Origin of the sequence: Acinetobacter sp. YH12052, from assembly GCF_013419835.1 — a bacterium.
In the GTDB taxonomy this organism is placed as follows: Bacteria; Pseudomonadota; Gammaproteobacteria; order Pseudomonadales; family Moraxellaceae; genus Acinetobacter; species Acinetobacter amyesii.
Genome location: NZ_VOZI01000023.1, coordinates 16614 through 36255 on the forward strand (window position 1 = coordinate 16614; position 19642 = coordinate 36255).

18 protein-coding genes and 2 pseudogenes are annotated in these 19642 nt (G+C 39.8%); 8 read left to right on the top strand and 12 right to left on the bottom strand.

Annotated elements, in window-relative coordinates; translation table 11 throughout:
* Nucleotides 1–12: 12 nt before the first annotated feature.
* Nucleotides 13–981 (bottom strand): lysophospholipid acyltransferase family protein, encoded by a 969-nt coding sequence (locus tag FTU06_RS14700; protein WP_180147338.1) that lies wholly within the window; start codon nucleotides 979–981, stop codon nucleotides 13–15.
* 128 nt (nucleotides 982–1109) lie between these two features.
* Between FTU06_RS14700 and sppA the strand changes: the two genes are divergently transcribed.
* Together sppA and FTU06_RS14710 are read left to right on the top strand one after the other, a co-directional pair.
* The gene (sppA, locus tag FTU06_RS14705; protein WP_078190385.1) at nucleotides 1110–2135 is read left to right on the top strand and encodes a signal peptide peptidase SppA; all 1026 of its coding nucleotides are present in this window, start codon (nucleotides 1110–1112) and stop codon (nucleotides 2133–2135) included.
* On the top strand, nucleotides 2132–2941 hold the full coding sequence (locus FTU06_RS14710; protein ID WP_180147341.1) for an alpha/beta fold hydrolase: 810 nt from the start codon (nucleotides 2132–2134) through the stop codon (nucleotides 2939–2941). The genes sppA and FTU06_RS14710 overlap by 4 nt, the downstream gene beginning before the upstream one ends.
* Nucleotides 2942–3024: 83 nt before the next feature.
* On the opposite strand, the gene FTU06_RS14715 is transcribed toward FTU06_RS14710, so the two are convergent.
* From FTU06_RS14715 to purM, 3 genes are all read right to left on the bottom strand, one after another.
* Complete coding sequence (locus FTU06_RS14715) at nucleotides 3025–3462, bottom strand: META domain-containing protein (protein ID WP_180147344.1); 438 nt, start codon at nucleotides 3460–3462, stop codon at nucleotides 3025–3027.
* A gap of 295 nt (nucleotides 3463–3757) precedes the next feature.
* On the bottom strand, nucleotides 3758–4387 hold the full coding sequence (purN, locus tag FTU06_RS14720) for a phosphoribosylglycinamide formyltransferase (protein WP_111883942.1): 630 nt from the start codon (nucleotides 4385–4387) through the stop codon (nucleotides 3758–3760).
* A gap of 9 nt (nucleotides 4388–4396) precedes the next feature.
* Nucleotides 4397–5467 (bottom strand): phosphoribosylformylglycinamidine cyclo-ligase, encoded by a 1071-nt coding sequence (gene purM / locus FTU06_RS14725; protein ID WP_078190382.1) that lies wholly within the window; start codon nucleotides 5465–5467, stop codon nucleotides 4397–4399.
* A gap of 134 nt (nucleotides 5468–5601) precedes the next feature.
* On the opposite strand from purM, the gene cxpE reads away from it, so the two are divergent.
* From cxpE to FTU06_RS14745, 4 genes are all read left to right on the top strand, one after another.
* Nucleotides 5602–6819, top strand: a complete 1218-nt coding sequence (gene cxpE / locus FTU06_RS14730; protein WP_180147347.1) for a chloramphenicol efflux transporter CxpE — start codon at nucleotides 5602–5604, stop codon at nucleotides 6817–6819.
* Nucleotides 6820–6837: 18 nt separating this feature from the next.
* Entirely contained in the window at nucleotides 6838–7542 is a 705-nt protein-coding gene (hda, locus tag FTU06_RS14735) for a DnaA regulatory inactivator Hda (RefSeq protein ID WP_078190380.1), read from the top strand.
* A gap of 118 nt (nucleotides 7543–7660) precedes the next feature.
* The gene (gene rbtA / locus FTU06_RS14740; protein WP_180147350.1) at nucleotides 7661–9472 is read left to right on the top strand and encodes a rhombotarget A; all 1812 of its coding nucleotides are present in this window, start codon (nucleotides 7661–7663) and stop codon (nucleotides 9470–9472) included.
* Between the two features lie 24 nt (nucleotides 9473–9496).
* On the top strand, nucleotides 9497–11911 hold the full coding sequence (locus tag FTU06_RS14745) for a CSLREA domain-containing protein (protein ID WP_180147353.1): 2415 nt from the start codon (nucleotides 9497–9499) through the stop codon (nucleotides 11909–11911).
* Nucleotides 11912–11996: 85 nt separating this feature from the next.
* Here the strand turns inward: FTU06_RS14745 and FTU06_RS14750 are convergent, their stop codons facing one another.
* The 5 genes from FTU06_RS14750 to FTU06_RS14770 form a co-directional block, all read right to left on the bottom strand.
* On the bottom strand, nucleotides 11997–12401 hold the full coding sequence (locus FTU06_RS14750) for a DUF3106 domain-containing protein (protein WP_078192044.1): 405 nt from the start codon (nucleotides 12399–12401) through the stop codon (nucleotides 11997–11999).
* The gene (locus FTU06_RS14755) at nucleotides 12391–12711 is read right to left on the bottom strand and encodes a hypothetical protein (protein WP_078190377.1); all 321 of its coding nucleotides are present in this window, start codon (nucleotides 12709–12711) and stop codon (nucleotides 12391–12393) included. Before FTU06_RS14755 ends, FTU06_RS14750 begins: the two co-directional genes overlap by 11 nt.
* A complete protein-coding gene (locus tag FTU06_RS14760; RefSeq protein ID WP_180034434.1) occupies nucleotides 12708–13322 on the bottom strand; it encodes an RNA polymerase sigma factor in 615 nt (204 codons plus the stop codon). The genes FTU06_RS14755 and FTU06_RS14760 overlap by 4 nt, the downstream gene beginning before the upstream one ends.
* 160 nt (nucleotides 13323–13482) lie before the next feature.
* Nucleotides 13483–14259 (bottom strand): RNA methyltransferase, encoded by a 777-nt coding sequence (locus FTU06_RS14765; RefSeq protein WP_078192042.1) that lies wholly within the window; start codon nucleotides 14257–14259, stop codon nucleotides 13483–13485.
* A 53-nt stretch (nucleotides 14260–14312) separates the two neighbouring features.
* Nucleotides 14313–15287, bottom strand: a complete 975-nt coding sequence (locus FTU06_RS14770) for a class 1 fructose-bisphosphatase (protein ID WP_078192041.1) — start codon at nucleotides 15285–15287, stop codon at nucleotides 14313–14315.
* 183 nt (nucleotides 15288–15470) lie between these two features.
* Here FTU06_RS14770 and FTU06_RS14775 point away from each other — a divergent pair, with 183 nt between their 5' ends.
* Complete coding sequence (locus FTU06_RS14775) at nucleotides 15471–15668, top strand: NF038105 family protein (protein WP_078190373.1); 198 nt, start codon at nucleotides 15471–15473, stop codon at nucleotides 15666–15668.
* 266 nt (nucleotides 15669–15934) lie between these two features.
* On the opposite strand, the gene pal is transcribed toward FTU06_RS14775, so the two are convergent.
* The 3 genes and pseudogenes from pal to FTU06_RS14790 all read right to left on the bottom strand — a co-directional run.
* Nucleotides 15935–16504: a peptidoglycan-associated lipoprotein Pal gene (gene pal, locus FTU06_RS14780; protein WP_180034379.1), complete on the bottom strand. Its 570-nt coding sequence runs from the start codon at nucleotides 16502–16504 to the stop codon at nucleotides 15935–15937.
* Between the two features lie 68 nt (nucleotides 16505–16572).
* The gene (tolB, locus tag FTU06_RS14785) at nucleotides 16573–17856 is read right to left on the bottom strand and encodes a Tol-Pal system beta propeller repeat protein TolB (RefSeq protein ID WP_171319182.1); all 1284 of its coding nucleotides are present in this window, start codon (nucleotides 17854–17856) and stop codon (nucleotides 16573–16575) included.
* A gap of 556 nt (nucleotides 17857–18412) precedes the next feature.
* Nucleotides 18413–18718, bottom strand: a pseudogene (locus FTU06_RS14790) (cell envelope integrity protein TolA); the annotation flags it as partial.
* A gap of 249 nt (nucleotides 18719–18967) precedes the next feature.
* Between FTU06_RS14790 and FTU06_RS14795 the strand changes: the two are divergent.
* Nucleotides 18968–19622, top strand: a pseudogene (locus tag FTU06_RS14795) (IS1595 family transposase).
* Nucleotides 19623–19642: the final 20 nt, after the last annotated feature.

The window sequence follows — 19642 nt, forward strand, 5'->3', positions numbered from 1 at the left end:
GGCGTGAAGATGTTATTCAGCCACTGTCATTGTTTGCTGTTGTTGATATTCCTCACGAATATCGTGGATGCGTTGAGCAGCCTCTTCATCACTAATATTGTATAGATTTCTCAATTTTGGATTGGCTTTAAAGCGTTTATAGCTCCAGTGATAATGCTCTGGGTAACGATGGATTAAATCTTCCACTGCTTTAAAGATAACCATCGAGCCATCATCTGCATTGCCTTCATAAATGCTCTCATCGATGGGTTCGATATGCATATCAAAACCATGATTATCATTACGAATGGCGTACAGTAAGAGCGCACGTGCTTTGGTTTTTTGAATTAGTTTGGCACTTAAATTACTGGTTTTTAATGGGATGCCAAAATAAGGAATCATTTCACCGCCTGCATTGGGCGTATGGTCTGGCAAAATCACTGTCGTCCCACCTTGTTTTAATGCTTTGAAAATTTGACGAACACCAGATTCATCCGTAGGAACCAGTGTTGCTTGCTCGCGGCTTCGTGCAGCACGGACAAAGTTGTTGGCAGATTCGCTTTTCACTGGCTTGTACATGATGGTCATTTGGGTGTACTGTGCAATCCACGCATTCATGATTTCCCATGTGCCAAAATGTGGTACCACGAGGACAACGCCTTTTTGTAAGTCTAGCGCATCATGTAAATATTCAGCGCCATGTACGTGATGAATTCGTTGAATATTTTTTTCAGTACTTGCACCCCAAATGTTGAAAAATTCAAAATAAGAACAAAGTTCGTTTCGAATCGCTTGTTTGGTGAGTTGAATGCGAACTGACTCTGATAATTCAGGCAATGCAATTTTGAGATTGCGTTGAATCGTAGAGTAGGTTTTAGAGATTTTTAAAACATTGACTAACCCAGCCAAACCTTTTGCAATTAATCTTGAAATTTGAATAGGTTGACGGCTGATAAATTTTAACAGGTGATATGTGGTGTCCTGTGAATTTTGGTCGGTCATCTTGTTTAAGTCTGATACAAATGAAAGAAAATTTAAAATAATTATAGGGGAAAATGAATTGATTAGACAGTTATAGCGATTAGCGTGTATATAATGACTACAAATTAACGATTAACTAGGTTTTTTTTATGTCCGAATGGCCACCAAAACCTGAAGAAAAACAGCAAAGTTCTTCAAACAATATCCAGCAGCCAACTGGAAATGAATGGAAAATATTAGAAAAAGCCGTGCTTTCTTCCGTTGAGGAACAACGTAGAGCGCGTAGATGGGGTATATTTTTTAAATTTTTAACCTTTGCTTATTTGCTATTTATTATCATTGCGATGGCAAAAAGTTGCAGCATGTCATCATCAGATCCTGCAGCAACAGCGGGTTCACATATTGCCGTGGTTGATATCATTGGGACCATTGCAGCGGACAAGCAAAGTGTAAACAGCGCAAATACCATCAAAGCTTTGAAAAAAGCTTATGAAAATAAACAAAGCAAAGCGGTTGTTTTAAATATTAATTCACCGGGTGGTTCACCTGTTCAGTCTGATGAAATCTGGCAAGAAATTCAGTACTTGAAAAAAGCCCATACCGATAAAAAACTGTATGCCATTATTGGTGATACTGGCGCTTCAGGTGCGTACTATATAGCGTCTGCGGCAGATGAAATTATTGTCAATCCTTCAAGTTTAGTGGGTTCAATTGGCGTGATCATGCCGAACTATGGCGTTAGTGGTTTGATGCAAAAGTTCGGTGTAGAAGATCGCACCATGACTTCGGGTGAGAACAAAGCGATTTTATCCATGACTCAACCTGTCGATGCTGCACAAAAAGCACATGTTCAAGGTGTACTCGATAACGTTCATGCGCATTTCATTAATGCCGTGAAAGAAGGTCGCGGTAAGAAATTAAAATCAAATGATCCGGCTATTTTCTCAGGTTTATTTTGGACAGGTGATCAGGCTGTGAAGCTGGGTATTGCTGACCGTACAGGTAGTTTAAATAGCCTGAAACGTGAATTGAAAACTGAAAAAGCCGTGAACTATACCATTGAAAATAGTCCATTTGATTCTGTACTAGGTCGTATGGGAAGCTCGTTTGGTCAAGGTTTGGCAAGTGCATTGTCACAACAGGTTCAATCTGAAAACAGCACGAAGTTACAATGAAACCGTTAATTCATTTTGCGCACGCCAATGGCGTGCCATCACGGGTTTATCAAAAATTGTTTGATTTACTGAGTGATGAATATGATGTGATCTATGTGCCGTTACTTGGGCCAGATAAGCGTTACCCAATCGATAACCATTGGAAAAGCTTAACACAGCAAGTCATTGACAGTATTGTACGTCAGGCCAATGGTCGTAAGGTGATTGGATTAGGTCATTCATTAGGTTCGGTTTTAACATTTCAGGCTGCTTTACAACGCCCAGAATTGTTTGAACAAGTTTTAATGATTGATCCGCCTATGATCATGGGGAAAGAGTCTTTTGCTTTGCACATCGCAAAACTCCTCAAACTTAAAGTCCTCGATAAAATGTCCCCAGCAGGATTGTCGAAGCGTCGTCGTGATCATTGGGACAGTCGTGAACAAGCAGCGGAGCTTTTAAGGCCGAAAGGTTTTTATAAAGATTTCGATCCAGACTGTTATCAAGCTTATATTGATTATGCATTGATGGACGATAAACTGCGTGGTGGGGTGGAATTAACGATTTCACGTGATGATGAGGTTCATATTTTTCGAACCAATCCTTCACTGTGGTGGTTACCTCAGACTCAACCACAAGTGCCTGTGCAGCAGTTAATTGCAGAGCAGGGGCCATTTTTGGCACGTCACTTTCCACAAAAGGTTGAGAAAAAATTTGGGATTCCATTTAAAGTTGCTGCGGGGAGTCATATGTTTCCCTTGGAACATCCTGTGGAAACTGTTGAATTGATCAAAAATTTACTTAAATTGTCTAAGCGTCATCATTGAACCTTAAAAACGACAACACAAAAAAAGCACTCTATAGAGTGCTTTTTTTATGAATGAAACATTCTACTTTCTACTTTTGAGATTTATTTCGCATTTTCAAATTGTAAAACAACTTTGTTGTTGGCATCTAAAAATTTCAAATGATCTTTAGAGGCATCATAATGAGTAACTTGGCTCAATGCCTGCGAAAAATGTTGAGGAATATTTGTCGCAGTCAAACACGCTCTTTGTGTTGTAGCAAGGTTTGAAAATTGGATTTTTGTTTTTTGCACAGCGTAACCGCCCATGAATCGATTACAACCATCAGAACCACTTACACGAGTATCGTCGAAAGTGATGGTGGGTACGTTCGAATTGTTAGGGTCAGCTTCAAGCTTAACGCCTTGAATTTCACTCGCAACCCAATTTTTGTTTTGTAATTTATCTAAATTACGATCAGTAGCCGGATTTGATGTCGTAGCACAACCAATCATACCCAGTGTTATACATGCACAAGTCGCCAGTGTGATGGATTTTAACATGTGATTTTCTCCACTTTTTTTTGAAGGATGTAATATTTCTAGATTTATAAGGTTTAATAATTGCAATATAAGCTTATTATTTTAATGATGCTAAAAGCTTTAATTTAAATAAAAACTACATATTGATCATAAAGTTGAACATTCTGCAAAAATGGATTTTAGATTTTAGATTTTAGATTTTAGATTTTAGATTTTAGATTTTAGATTTTAGATTTTAGTAATAAATAGAGTTTTATTTGGCACTGAAAAACAAAACGCACCCTAAGATGCGTTGATTGTTAAATTATACAGTTGCTTAGAACTTACAGAATTGAACAGGTTGCTGCAAAGGCTCGCCACGATATAAAACACCGTTTTCAGTGTGTTGAATGGTGCCATTACAAATCCATTCTGCCACTTGAGGGTAAATCACATGCTCAAGCACGTGAACCCGATCTGCCAGACTTTCTGCATGATCATGCACATTGACTTTAAGTACGCCTTGAGCAAGCGCTTGACCAGCATCCAGCTCTGCAGTCACATAGTGAACTGTACAGCCATGGAAGACATCACCGGTGTTTAACACACGTTGATGAGTATGCATTCCTTTATAATTTGGCAGCAGAGAAGGGTGGATGTTAATCATTTTTCCTTCCCATGCTTTGACAAATTTTGCGCTTAAAATGCGCATAAAGCCTGCCAAAATGACCAAATCAACATCCCAGTCGAGCAGTTGTTGATGCATCACATCATCAAAAGCTTCACGACTTGGATATTGCTTATGTTCAATGACTGCAGTTGCAATCTTTGCTTTTCTTGCACGTTGCAGTGCAAAAGCGTCAGGTCTATTGGAAATCACCCCAACGATTTGACCTGATAGATTGGCATCGATCAGGGCTTGCAGGTTAGATCCGCTGCCTGAAACAAGTACAGCAATTTTAATCATGAACGTTGCTTATGCGAAAACTACACGGATTTTTTCGTCAGCGCCTTCAACAGATTCAGCATTATCTGCAATGTGACCCATTGTGAATGCTTTTTCGCCAAGGCTATTGAGTAATTCAACAGTTTTGTCAGCATCTGCTGCATCAACCACGAGAACCATACCTACGCCACAGTTAAATGTGCGGTACATTTCAAATTGTTCAACACCACCTTCTTTTTGAAGTAGTTTGAACAATTCTGGCCATTCCCAAGATGCTTCATTGACTACCGCTTGAGCACCATTTGGCAGTACGCGAGGTAAGTTACCCGGTAAACCGCCGCCTGTGATGTGCGCCATAGCGTGTACATCCACTTCTTTCAATAACTGAAGAATTGGTTTTACATAAATACGTGTTGGTTCCATTGCTGTATCTGCAAGTGGACGACCATCAACGATTTGAGTAAGGTCAACGTTTTTCACATCTAAAATTTTACGAAGAAGTGAGTAACCGTTTGAGTGTGCGCCAGAAGATGCAACACCAACTAAAACGTCACCCGCTTTAACTTTAGAGCCATCAATAATTTTACTTTGCTCAACTACACCTACGCAGAAACCTGCAAGGTCATAGTCTTCGCCTTCATACATACCTGGCATTTCAGCAGTTTCACCGCCAACCAATGCACAACCTGCAAGTTCACAACCCGCACCGATACCAGTCACAACATTTGCTGCAACGTCGACGTTGAGGTGGCCAGTTGCATAGTAGTCAAGGAAGAACAGTGGTTCAGCACCACATACAAGAAGATCGTTTACGCACATTGCAACCAAGTCTTGACCAATTGTGTCATGACGGTTCAAATTCAATGCTAAACGCAATTTTGTACCAACACCATCTGTGCCAGATACGAGAACAGGTTCTTCATAACCTTTAGGAATTTTACAAAGAGCGCCGAAGCCGCCTAGGCCGCCCATTACTTCAGGACGTGCAGTACGTTTCGCGACAGATTTGATACGATCGACTAACGCGTCGCCCGCTTCAATGTCGACACCTGCATCTTTGTAGCTTAAACCAGTGTTTGGGGTAGAAGTTGAGTTGCTCATAATGAAGTCTCCGCATTCGCGCGGGGATTATAACCTGAATATGCAAAACTCTTATGCTATTTCGCACTAAAATGTTATCTTTATTAAAATATTTTCCTTTCTATAACGATTACATTGAAAAAAGGTGACTTTATATGGGTGATCGCACCTTGCGCCGAATATTTATTCTTGCTGGGATAGCATTGATCATATGGGTTTTATACTTATTAAAGCCTGTAGTTGTTCCTTTTATCGGCGCATTTCTAATTGCATATTTATTTAGCCCTTTAGTCGATAAATTACATAATATTGGCTTGCCGCGCTGGTTATCTATCAGTTTGGTCTTTATTGGAATTGGTGTCGCTATATTCCTTGCAATGTGGTTCCTCGTACCACTGGTATGGGAACAGTTGATGTATGCGAAAAACAATATTCCAAGCAATATTCATTGGGTCAACTATACATTCCTGCCGTGGTTATCAGAGACATTTAATCTTGTACCGATGGAAATTGATACAGAGCAAATGTCAGCAGCGATCATGGAGTATATTCAAACCAACTATAGTGCAGACAGTATCCAAGCCATGTTGTTAAAAGTGGCACAATCGGGTCTGAATTTCATACAGATTGGTGGCACGATTGTCTTAATTCCAATCATAGCTTTCTATTTCTTATTAGATTGGGAGCGTATGTTAGAAAACATGCGTCGACTTATTCCACGCAAATACGAAAAAAGCACATTAACCATCGTAGGCGAATGTCATGAAGTTCTAGGCGCATTTGTAAAAGGCCAGTTCTTGGTGATGTTCTTGTTGGGCGTTGTATATGCGGTTGGACTTCAATTGGTGGGTATTGAGGTCGGCATCATCATTGGGATGATTGCGGGTTTAGCCAGCATTATTCCGTACTTGGGTTTTGCAGTCGGTATTATTTCGGCAGTTGTGGCATGTCTATTCCAATTCGGTTTGGATTGGGTGCATTTGGCCTTAGTGCTGGTTGTCTTCATGGTGGGACAGGCGATAGAAGGCTATATCCTACAGCCGTTCTTACTGGGCGACAAAATTGGTTTGTCTCCAGTAGCCGTAGTTTTTGCGGTGCTTGCAGGCGCACAATTGGCAGGACTGCTCGGAATGCTCATTGCATTACCAGTCGCAGCGATTATTGTGGTGTTATTACGTCATGCGCGTGAAAATTATGAGAAAAGTAATTTATACCGAAATGATGTACTCGTGGTGAATGATGCTGAAATTGGCACATTAAGCGTAGAAACCAATCAAATTGCTGTCGATATAGAGCTCAAAAATCAGTCTGCAAATTCGCTGCAAGATCCTGAAATTTCGAGTAACATTGAACGATCAGAACATAAAGATTGATAAGGCCAAAATATAGATATGCGTCAATTGCAGTTAGATATAGAACCTCAGCTCGATGCCCGAATTAGTGATTTTTCTGGGCCGAGTTGGGGACATGTAATCGATGGTGTACGTCAATTACATGCAGGATTAATGAATCGTTTCTATATCTATGGCGGAGCTGGCACAGGAAAAAGCCATTTACTGTCTGCAATATGTGATTCATATTTAGAAATTGGCAAATCAGCAATTCAAGTTTCATTGCTTGAATTGCTCGATGCGCCCACTGAAGCGATTACTTCACTAGATCGCTATGACTTGGTGGCTTTAGATGATATTGAAGCCATCAGTGGAGTTCCACATTGGCAAAAAGCCGTTTTTCACCTGATTAACTATAATAACGAAGAAGGTGGTCAATTGGTCTTTTCATCTCGACTGGCGCCAATTGAACTCAAACTTGAACTGCCAGACCTACAGTCTCGATTAACTCAGGCTGTTAGTGTGAAAGTGCCGAATGGTAGCTTATACGCAGACCGTCAAGCGCTCGTTAACTCTGTTTTAGCGCGACGTGGCATCCATATGGATCAACAAATTGTGGATTATTTGTTGGCACATGGGCCGCATCAGGCGTCTATTTTACTTCGCTCTTTAGAACAACTTATTCAGATGTTAAAAGGTGAAAAAGTCAAATTGAGTCATGCCAATTTAAGACAGATTTTTGCCCTAATTGATGAATATCGGTAAGCAATAAAAATTCTTGAGTAATTACTCAAGCTGTGACAAAGTACATAAAAATATTTTAATGTTGCAAGGATTGTGCAACTTAAGAATAAAAAGATAAAAAATATTTAAGGAGATGGATATGCTCAAACAGAGCATAGGCATTGGCATGCTTCTCATGGCAGGTCATGCATTTAGCGCAGAAATTATCGTTACAACCACTGAAGATGTTGTAAAGGATGACAAGGAATGTTCACTTCGTGAAGCCATAGAATATATCAATAATGGTATGCCAGAAGCCGGATATAATGGTTGCGGGGGTAAAGACGCCTATGCCTCAATTTCTCTGAAAAAAAATGAAGTTTATAAACTCACTAAAAAAATTGATATTAAAGCAGAACTGAATCTGAAAACGGCGTATGGCAGTAACGTCAATGAAGATGTCGTACTCGGTCTTAATAATGCCGTCATTGAAATGACGGGTAAGGATCAAATTTTTAATATTAATGATGGCGAAAAAGAACTACTTGCGATCAATTTTAAAGAAATTTCATTTAAAGGATGTAAGCAAGATCAATGTGCTGATAAAGGCGGCATCATTTTTAATAATGAAAAACTTACACTTGAAAATGTAAAGTTTGAAGATGGCTATGCACGACTTGGTGGTGCAATCTACAATGTTGGATTTTCAGAAGATGGCGCAGCTGTAGCAAGCCGTCTATATATACGAACCACGATTTTTCAAAACAACAAAGCGGTAGATGGGGGTGCAATTTACTCAGAAGCACCGGCTTATGAAATCTATACATCTTTGTTCAAAAATAATGAAAGCACTTCTGGTCGAGCGATTGTTTACAATCAAAATGGGCTCGCAGACATCAGCAAGTTGGTGTTCAGTAACCCTCAAAATATCATTGCCAATAGTACTTTTTTCAAAAACAAAGGTTTTGCTGTCAACTTACGTGATGGTTTAGCACTCAATAATATTACAGTACTGAAGAACAGTGGCGGTATCGAACTAAATAGTACCTCTGAGCATGCTTATTTAGCCAATAGTGTGGTGATTGGTAATGCGCTCAGTGGTACCGCTCAAGATTGTAAAGTCGTGAACTCAGGAACAGACCAATCTGTTTTTTATAACAACTTAGTGGCTGCGAGTTGTCCTGTTGGGCCTGCTGCAAATTTAAATGATGTATGGTCTGGGACGAGTTTAATTGCGGGTGAAGATGAAGGTAGCTGTAAAACCTTAACAGAAGATCGTAATGCACTTTTCTGTCCATTTACCACAGCAAATAACGCATTTATTGGTTATTTACGTCCTCGTATTTTATTAGATTACGAAACGATTTTCTCAAGCTCGATATTAAATAAGGGGAAGACCACAGCAGATGGCAATGAGCATCATGTGTATTGTGAGTCTTCTGATCAGCGTGGAAAAAATCGTAATTTGGATGATGTTTGGTGTGATCGTGGGGCTATCGAAATTGTGGTTCCTGTGAGCATGCCTCGATTAGGTAAAGACATTCGTACAGGTGAAGTGGCCAAGTTTAATATTTTAGATGCATTAGGTGACAGTGATTTAATTCCAAAAGAAGAATGTACAAAAGTGATGGGTATGGCAAATCCAACGGGTGAGCCATGGCAAGATGGTTGCCCAATAACTGTACAAAGCACCGAATCTAAAGGTAAATTCACACTGAATTTGAATGGTGATTTTGAATACACGCCAAATGGAAATTGGCATGGCGCAGATATTTTTGAATTGCGTGTGGTGACGTCTTCAACCCGTTTTAATACTTCGGCAAAAAATTATTTAGCTGCAGAAGTGCGTATTTTCCAAGAACCAAACAATGAAATGGAAAGTAAAACCGTTAAAACTTCGGGTGGTGCTCTAGGCTGGGCGAGTATTTTTGCGCTGCTTGGCTTAGTTGGATTTCGTCGCTTTAAAAAATAGTCTGGATAGAATTAAGGACAGCACATGAAAAATTATAAAAAAGGATTGCTGGCGGTCATGGTCCTTGCGGCTATGTCATCTATGGCAGCGACAAGTAACATCATCAAAGTTACGACCTTTGATGATGAAAATGGTGAAAATCTCAATCAATGTTCTTTACGTGAAGCGATTGAAACTGCACGTAAAAACAAATCTTTTGGTGGATGTAATGTCGGTAATCCAAATAATGGGCAGACCGATTATATTCAACTTGAAGCAGGTGAATATCTTCTGACCAAAGGTGAGTTAGTTCCTCTAAATCAGATCGTGATAGAGGGGAAAAGTCGCTTTAACTATGATTCAAAAAATTTACTGACGCAGAAATTTCCTGCCTATGAAGATATTAGAACGACGATTAATGCCCAAGGCAAATCGCGTATTTTTAATACTTCACGCTCAGAAGCCAACTTTATCGTCAATAATGTACGCCTTACTGGCGGGATGGCAGAAGACCGTGGTGGTGCCTTGTATTTAGGGGGAGCATTTACCTTAAATAATGGTGCAATAGAAAACTCTCAGGCCAAAGTTGCTGGCGGTGCGATCTACTCCGTTGCGCATAATATGTCGAAAAAAACATTATTGGTGAGCAGTTTAGTTCAGGGTAACGTCGCACCTAAAGGTAGTGTGGTAGCTATGGACTGTATCGGCAACTTGGGGGATACCCAGCCTGAAATTGTGTTCCAGCAAAGCAGTATTATTCAAAATGGTTCATCGACGAGCAATAGTGTGATGGACTTCTGTGGAAATGCCAAAGTTGAACTGACAGCAAATACGATTGCAAAAAACCAAGCAAATCCAAATACGGGTAGTATTATCCGTGCCATTTCTCAGGGAACGGAACGTTTAAGTGCTTTTTCTAGCTTCGTTTTAACCAGTAATACAATAGTCGAGAACAATGCGGCTAGTACCTATTATTATGATAACAATGGTACAAAGGCTTGGTATTTCAATGTATTGGCCTACAATACTGGTGGTAAATCTTGTCGTTATCTCAATAACGCTGTACCTGATAATAGTCAAAAATTTGTTGCAAGTAATAACGCTTTTGAACTGGCAGCCGCACAGTGTGATTTACCCGAAAGTGTGCTGAATAGTACGGAAAGCTTTCTGCAAAACCATGACGTAAGTAGCTATGCTATGGGCACTTTATTAAGCGCCCTACAAACAAAATCTGCTTATAACTTGTATTTACCTTTGTATTACCCGAAAGCAATCGGCAGCGGTTTTGACTTGATCAATCTTGGCTTAGAAGGTTGTAGTGATGCGGATCAACGGGGTATTTTGCGGATCACAGATGGTACTTTACAGTTATCACCTACGCAAAGAAACACATGTGATATTGGTTCGGTTGAGTTAATGAATTTAACCGCAGCAGATATGGCAGATATTACCAATGAGTCTTTAACAGCTCTGCAAGATAAGTATCAAAATACAATTGATGCTTTGAAAAAGGATATCGATGATCCTGATTATGCAGAATACAAAGTTGCCAATCAGGATGATTTAACAAAGTACGAAGCGGTATTAAGTGCATTAAAAAATAACCTTAAATATCGTGCGGTTTATTTTGATCCGTTCCCGGCATCATTACCTCAAGAAGAGTCTGTGAATGGTAGTGCTGAAACACGACAAATTGCCTTAAATGCTGACAACTATACCGTGAAGACTTCACCAATCGGCATCGGTAGTGAAATTACGGTGTCTAGTACAGGCGAAGCAAGTATCGTAGGTAATCCACCGCATGACCTGCACTGTGATTGGGATGCGGGAATAAAACAAATCGTTATTTATCGCACCAGTGGGGCAACAACAGCACCTACCGAATACGGTTTTTGTAAATATACGCTAAAACAAAAGACAGGGAGTCAGGCGGAATCCTCTGGTGTAGTACGTGTGGCCTTTAAAAATATGACCCCAGTGGCCAAAGCTGCCCAATATACGATTAGTCCGTCAAATAATTTGTCTGTTACAGTCAATAATTTATTAGAAAATGCTAATGATGATGGTGATGGTCCAGTTGCATCTATGCCAGCGGGTAAATCGGTATGGCATAAAAATGAAGAAGGCCAAATTATTCCAATTCGTTTTACGAAAATCCCAGCAGGTTTAAACTTTGAAGCTGAGTATAGTGGTAGCTGTCCAGCAAGTTATTTAAAGGAAACCTGCTACGGTGGCAAAATCACCTTCTCTGTAAAAAATGGCTTTAGTCAGTTTGACTATCCTGTTGAATATAGCGTTATTGATAGTGATGGTATTGCCTCAAGTAATGCAATTCTGACCCTTAAGAATACAGCGAAAAACACCAACTCTTCTTCTAGCGGCGGTGGTTCGATGGGATTATTTGGGCTGTTGACACTGATTGGTTTAGGTATGTATCGTCAACGTCGGTTGAGCAAGTAATACAATAAAAAAGCCTCGATAAGAGGCTTTTCATGGCTTAACTAATTTAATTGATTTGATTTTCGCAACATGCTGCTGTTTTAGATTAGTGAGCGACAGCGATAGGCTGTAAATATTTGTTGATATACTCATCGCGAATAGCAGGTCGTTCATCAGGACTAGCTTTTTGCATACGTGTCGCGAGTTCTTTACGTTCTAAAGTACTCATTTTTTGCCAAGTTTCGCGCATACGTTGCTTTTCACTATCTGGAAGTTGAGTGAACCAATCCATGCGCTGTTGCAAGCTGACACGTTGATCTGCAGGAATCTCTTTGAGTGCCTGATACTTTTTAATTAAAGCCTGTTGTTCTGCTTCAGATAGCGAATCCCAAGTTTCATTGACTTGAGTATCTGCATCTTTTGAAAATATCCAAAAGCGATCAAAGCCAGCAAAACTGGTTTGCAAAAAACTAAAAGCACAGAATGCAATTGCTAATTTTTTAGCTGCCATGTGGAACTTTGTCCTCACCCAGAACCATCAACATTTCAAGATCTTCTACCATTTGAGGGGAGAGCTTAGGGGTTGAAATCACCTGATTTTGTGGTTTGTCATCCAGTACAGTCGCATTCGGTAAAATGACAAAACCTGCAATTGCTGCTGCAAGTGCAAAGCCAGACATTTTCCAGAAACCATAACGTGAAGTTTCGCGCTGATGAATATCTTCAAGCACGTTATTCATGACAGTTGCTTTGTCTTTATGGTGCTGTGCGAGTCCATCAAGTTTGGAAGTTACTTGCTTTAAGAAATCATCTTGTTTCATTCGGATGATCCTCCCATATGTGGATTCAAATGTGCCAAAGCGGTACGTAAACCTTGAATGGCACGGTGGTAATGTGTTTTCACACTGCCTTCGGAACAATTCATAATTTCTGCAGTTGTATGCGTATCAAAGCCTTCCCAAGCTCGCAACATAAATGCTTGTTGCTGGCGGACTGGAAGTTCTGCGATAGCATCTTGTATTTCCTCTGCAGTGACAGCCTGATCCAGAAAGTCGAAAGGGTTTGGTGTAGTTTCATCTACCACATCCTGTATCTCGACATCGTCGTCATCTAGGCTGACTTTTCTAAATAGGGAAAACGGCTGTGAACGACGTGCTTCTTTTCGACGCCAGTCTTGCAGCTTGTTATTTAAAATGGTGTAAAACAGGGGATACCATTCCTCTGTGGACTTTTCAGCATAGGCTTTATGTAAGGAAATAAAGGCTTCTTGCACTAAGTCCATGGCAATGCCATGTTGACCGTGCGTTGCACTTTCCATCATTACTAAAGCACGCCCCGTCACTTCATTCATGAAGTTTTTCAGGCGAGACTCAGCCGTGCTTTTTAAAACACTGCTGTCTTGCGTCTCGGACTTTTTGGGTGCTAAATCCATAGAGATGGAAAATCCTGTCATCGGATACCCACCATTATTTCCATATTCATATACAAATAACGATGGAAATAACGGTTAGGTTGACAAAAAGAATTATTATTTTTTCTAGTGTAGTCTATTTTTTTCAGGCTTAAGCGCTAAATACAATAAAATAACGATTTTACTGACGCTGACGTACCATTTCAAAAAAACAGATCGAGCCAGCAATGGCTACGTTTAACGATTCTTGACCACCCGGTTGAGGAATCGCAACGGCTTCTGCATGTTGTAATGCATACTCAGAAACACCTTGACCTTCATTGCCTAAAATCCACACACATTGTTTGCGTAAATTTTTGCTATATAGGTTTTCAGACTGATGTGAGCTTGTTGCATACACTGGAATTTTGAATTTAGTCAAAATATCTTCAAGGGCAATATTTTCAAAGGTATTTAATGAAAAATGTGCGCCCATACCTGCGCGTAATACACGCGGTGACCAGAGCGATGCAGAGCCTTTGGTACAAACAACTTGCTCAATACCCGCCGCGGCAGCAGAACGGAGTAGGGTGCCTACATTACCGGGGTCTTGAATATTGTCTAAAATTAAGGTGTCTTCACTGAAGTTAAGCGCTTCACTTGAACTTGGTAAATCCACAATTGCTAAGCAAGCAATAGATGTTCCAAGTGTACTGATATCTTTGTATAAAGATTCACTTAGAATGAACACCGCACCTTGATATTGTTCCGCAATGCGGTCGAAATCAGCATGGTTAATTGCTTGTTCAGTGGTGAAAATCGATTTGATTGGACGTTTTGAGTCTAACCATGACAACACCAAGTGTGTGCCTTCCAAAACAGTTTGACCTTGTTTTTTACGGTAGGCATTTTGTTCGATTAAGCCACGGAGGTGTTTAATTTTAGGGTTGTCTTTTGATTCGAGATAAATCAGAGCCATGAGGGAGATATCCACGAAAGTCAGCAAAAAATACTGACTTTCGTTATAAGAAATTAATTATGGTATGACGTAACTAGGTCAACTTCGTTTTTAGAACCAATAATCACAGGAACACGTTGATGAAGTTCTGTTGGTTGGATGTCTAGAATGCGGACACGGCCTGTTGTAGAAGCACCGCCAGCTTGTTCCATCAACATACTCATTGGGTTTGCTTCGTACATTAAACGTAGACGGCCTGCTTTTTTCGGATCTTTGAAGTCGTATGGATACATGAAGATACCGCTACGGCAAAGAATACGATGAATATCACCCACCATACATGCGACCCAACGCATATTGAAGTCTTTTTCACGCGGGCCAGTTTTACCTGCAAGAAGTTCGTCGATATAACGTTTTACAGGTTCTTCCCAGTGACGTTGGTTCGATGCATTAATTGCATATTCTTTAGTGTCTGCTGCAACCGCAATCGCATCTTTAGTTAATAAAAATTCTTTGCTTTCTGGATCAAAAGTAAAGAAGACTACGCCAGCACCGACAGTTAGAGCCATCATTGTTGATGGACCATACAGTACATAACCTGCAGCCGCTTGATTCACACCCGCTTGCATGAAATCTTCAGCTTGCGTTACCGCATTTTTTGCAGGAAGAATTGAGAAAATTGTGCCAACACACATGTTGATATCGATGTTGCTTGAACCATCTAATGGGTCGAACAAAACAAGATAATCGCCATTTTCTTGAGCTGGTGTGAATTCATCTAATTCTTCAGATGCCAAACCACCGACATGTGGATGAACTTTTAATGCATCGATGAGGTAATCATTTGAAATGACATCAAGTTTCTTTTGTTCTTCACCTTGAACGTTTTCGTGTTGCGCGCTACCCAATACACCAGCCAAAGCACCTTTTTGTAAAAGAAGGTCGATGTCTTTGCATGTATTACCAATTGTTTCAATAACTTGTGCTAATGCAGGAGTAAGATTACCACTTTGTTGTTGTAGAAATTGGGAAAGGGTGAGATTTGACATAACCGGAAAACTCCAAATATTAATTTATCAAAAATGATAAAAATGTGATTGTGCAACATTTTAGATGAGAACGAAGGAAAAGAAAAATTAAACTAGACTATTTGTCGTGATTTTACCCTTGCAAGTCCTGAATAACATGCTATGTTGAATCTAATGTATAAATCGAAAGACAGGGAGCACAACATGACCACACAAAAATTTGATGCGACTCCGACTGCAACTGAGGGATTGAATTTAGACGATATTTCTGCGGATACCGTAAAAGCTGCATGGAGCAGTTACGAAGCAAAAGCAGAGTATAAAAAGTTCAATAAACATGACCTCATTGAGTCGATGCAAACAGAAAAAGAAAATGCTGAACATCCAGAAGCAGAAGCGTAATGATTTGGATTGTTAAGCTAATTTTCTAGTTGGTAAAGCTAAGGATCTCGTTTTAAAAGTCGTTCATTTGCATTTTTAATTGGATATTTTCTTAAAGTTCTAAAGCAACTAACTGAATTTATCCTGAGTTAAAGGGCTAAATTGAGTTAAAGCAAAGAACGTTGAATAGAACGGTGCAAATGAAACGATATAAATTAAATGATACAGGTTAAATCAAAAAAGCACTCATCAATGAGTGCTTTTTTTAGCTCAGACTTTTTCAAGTCTTATTTAAGCAGCGGAGGAACAGCTTCGTAGTTAATTTCTACGCGGCGGTTTTCTTTCCATGCATTTTCATCATGACCCGCATTGATTGGCATTTCTTTACCATAGCTAACTGCTTCAAGCTGATTTGGACTTACACCCGTTGTAATCAGGAAGCTTTCAACAGCTTTGGCACGACGTTCACCAAGTGCCATGTTGTATTCACGAGTACCACGTTCATCGGTGTGACCTGTTAAAGCAACGCGTGAGTTTGCATTAGCAACAAGGAACTGTGCATGAGCTTGAAGGGTTTGTAAGTCTTCATTGCTAAGCTCTGTACTGTCGTAGTCAAAGTGTACTACGCGCTTCGCTAAAAATGCTTTATTCGCTTCAGTTACACCTTTCGATGATGCACCGGCTAGGTTTTGTGCATTGAGTGCTGCATCTTCACTTAAACCAGAAGTGTTTACAGTGGTTGAGCTATTTGGGTTTTGTCCTGCTTGTACGTCTGCTGCAGGTTTACGGCTGGCACAACCAGTCATTACTAATGCTGTAGCTAAAACAGGTAATGCAATCAGTTTCATCGCTTTCATATTGATCTCCATGACGGTTATTTATGATGTTTCATTAAAAAGTTATTGTTGAATAAATCATGCAGTGTTTATTTCGGTGCCCAAGCTGGTTCACGAACTTCACCTTGTTCACTTGGTAAGTTCATGCGGAAACGACCATCTAAAGACATGATCGAGAGCAAACCACGGTTTGCTTCACGTGTTGCATACACCACCATTTGACCATTTGGAGAGAAGCTTGGGGATTCATCTAAACTTGTTGGTGTTAAAATATTGGTTACACCAGAACCAATGTCTTGAACCGCAACTTTATAGTTACTACCGCTAGGACGATGCACCAAAGCTAATTTTTTACCGTCCGCACTTAGCGTACCACGCGCATTGAAAGCGCCACGGAAAGTTAAACGTTTTACACTTTCAGCACTTAAGTTGTAGGTATAAATTTGTGGAGAGCCACCACGGTCAGAGGTAAAAATAAATGATTTACCGTCAGGGGCATAACGTGCTTCTGTATCAATCGCTGTGTCATTGGTCATGCGTTTTAATTGGCGAGTCTGTAAATCCATTTGATAGATTTCAGGATTGCCATGCATTGAAGCGGTAAACAACATCGATTTACCATCAGGTGAGAAGCTTGGTGCACCATTTAGACCACGGAAACTTGCTACTTTTTCACGGTTACCACTTGCTAAGTCTTGGATGTAAATTGCAGGGCGCTTGGTTTCAAAAGAAACATAGGCTAGCTTTTTCGCATCAGGCGTCCACGCAGGGGAAAGGATTGGATCTCGTGAAGTCAAAATCGTACGGGGTTGTTCACCATCTGTATCTGCAATTTGTAGGGTATAGCGCTGATCTGGTGTTGCTGCATTACGCAATACATAGGCAATACGGCCGCTGAAGTCACCTGGAATGCCAGTTAAAGCTTGATAGATCGCATCACTGATCATATGCGCTGCTTGACGGTAACGTGAAGCAGGTACAGTGAGTAGTTCATTTAACAGGTATTGTTTTTTTTCAACATCATACAGTTGGTAGTGAATTTCATAAGAGCCATCAGCCGTTGTTTTTGATGTACCTGTCACGACATAGGGTACGCCCGCAGCTTTCCATGCTTCTGCATTAGGTGAATTTATTGTTGCAGTTGCAGGTAAGTTTTTAGAGGCACTGGTAAATTTACCTGAGCGGTTCAAGTCATTTTCAACCACTGGATAAATATTTGAGTCATTACTAAAAGGCACGATCGCAATTTTAGGTGCTTCTTCAGGAGCTTTAGTGATTTCGAGGTGAAGCTGCGCATGCGTTTGAGTCACTAAAACTGGGCTCAAAGCAGTGAATACGGCTAAGCAAAGAAGATGTTTACGCGTCATTTCCATCATTCGCTAATTACTCTAAAAATGTGAGTTATTGTCTGTATTTGGTTGTGTCACATAATGGCATGATTTTGGGATATTAAAAGCATGAAAATATGACTGAACTGTTATAACACTGTGAAAAATGCAGAGATTTTATCCGAGTTTCGTCAAGTCTAGCTTAAAAATCATGAACACAACATCACATTTTGGAATGAAAATGATAATTCTTTAGTTATAAGATTCTATTTTTGAATCAAGTGTTTAGAAAATTTTAGTAATACTTGATGTTGCTGAGTCCCACATACACGGCGTTATATAGAACGAAGACAAGAATGGATCAATTAGTCGGGGCTAGAGCTTTATAAAAGCTCAAGTATTGAAACACACAGGTACAATCGATTGAGTATTCATTTTAGGAAAGGGTGGAACTGGGGGGGGGATGGATGTAGAAGCTTAAAAATAAACATCATACCAGTGATGAAACTTGATCTATTGAAGATAAGAAAAAATGGGTATGGGGTGATTCATTGCTTAACCACAAAAAAATCCCCGCAAGCAATGCACGGATTTATCAAACTTAATTTGAAGATCTAAATGTAGAGGTAAAACTTTGTGCTTCACGTCTAGCATCTGGGTCGCTAGGCATCGGATATGGTGCAGCAGCACGAACTGCAGCCTCAATACTGGCTTTCATATCAGGATCACTGGAGCTTACGATGACTGCTTGGACAGCACCTGTTTCAGATAAAATCACGCGAGCAATGGCCGTTTTACCGCTAGAGCCAGGTGGTGTATCCCAAGCACGTTTGATTTTATGTTCAAAATCACGTTTAGCTGTTGAAGCGATTTTCTTGGCTTCCGCTTTTTTCTTTGCATCTTCTTCATTTAGAGCATGTGAAATGGGTTTAAGAGGCTTTTTTACGTCCTGTACTGATTTCTCAGGTTGAGTTGTTTTAGCATGATCCATCAGCAAAGCATTAAATTGTTCAGGTGGAATATGGTCAGGCATGGTCGAAGATGGGATATAAATTGACCGACTTTTAGCAAATGTCTGGGTGCTTATAAATAAGAGTGTCGAAACTAAAAATAATGTTGGGGCTGTACTAGATTAGCACTATGTTAATCGATGAAAATGAAGCTAACTAACTGTAAATTAAATAAGAAAACTCAATTAAAACTACTAGAGTTTTTCGTGCTAGGAGTGACTGCAAGAGCTGCTGCTGATTTATTAAAAATTCATCATAATTCAGCAGCACTTTTCTTTATTAAGATTCGTAAAATTATTTCTTATCATTTAGAAGTTGAAGCCTTTGAAATATTCGATGGTGAGATTGAATTAGATGAAAGCTATTTCGGCGGAACCCGTAAAGGGAAACGAGGACGTGGAGCTGCTGACAAAGTTATCGTATTTGGTCTATTGAAGCGAAATGGTAAAGTTTATACTGTTGTTGTTCCTGATACTAAGTCTGGTACTTTAATGCCTGTAATTTCTAAGAAAATCACACCAGATAGCATTGTTTATACAGATCAATAGCGTAGCTACAATGCTTTGGATGTTGCAGGTTTTTGCCACCATAGAGTTAACCATTCAACTCATTTCGCAAATGGGAAAAATCATATCAATGGAATTGAGAATTTTTTGGAATCAAGCGAAAAGAATATTGAGAAAATATAATGGTATTCCTAAAGAATCTTTTCCCTTGTTTCTAAAGGAATGTGAGTTTAGATTTAATTATGGCAGTCCAAGTCAACAGTTAAAAACTTTGCGAGTTTGGACTGGAATTTAAATCTTATCTAGTACAGCCCC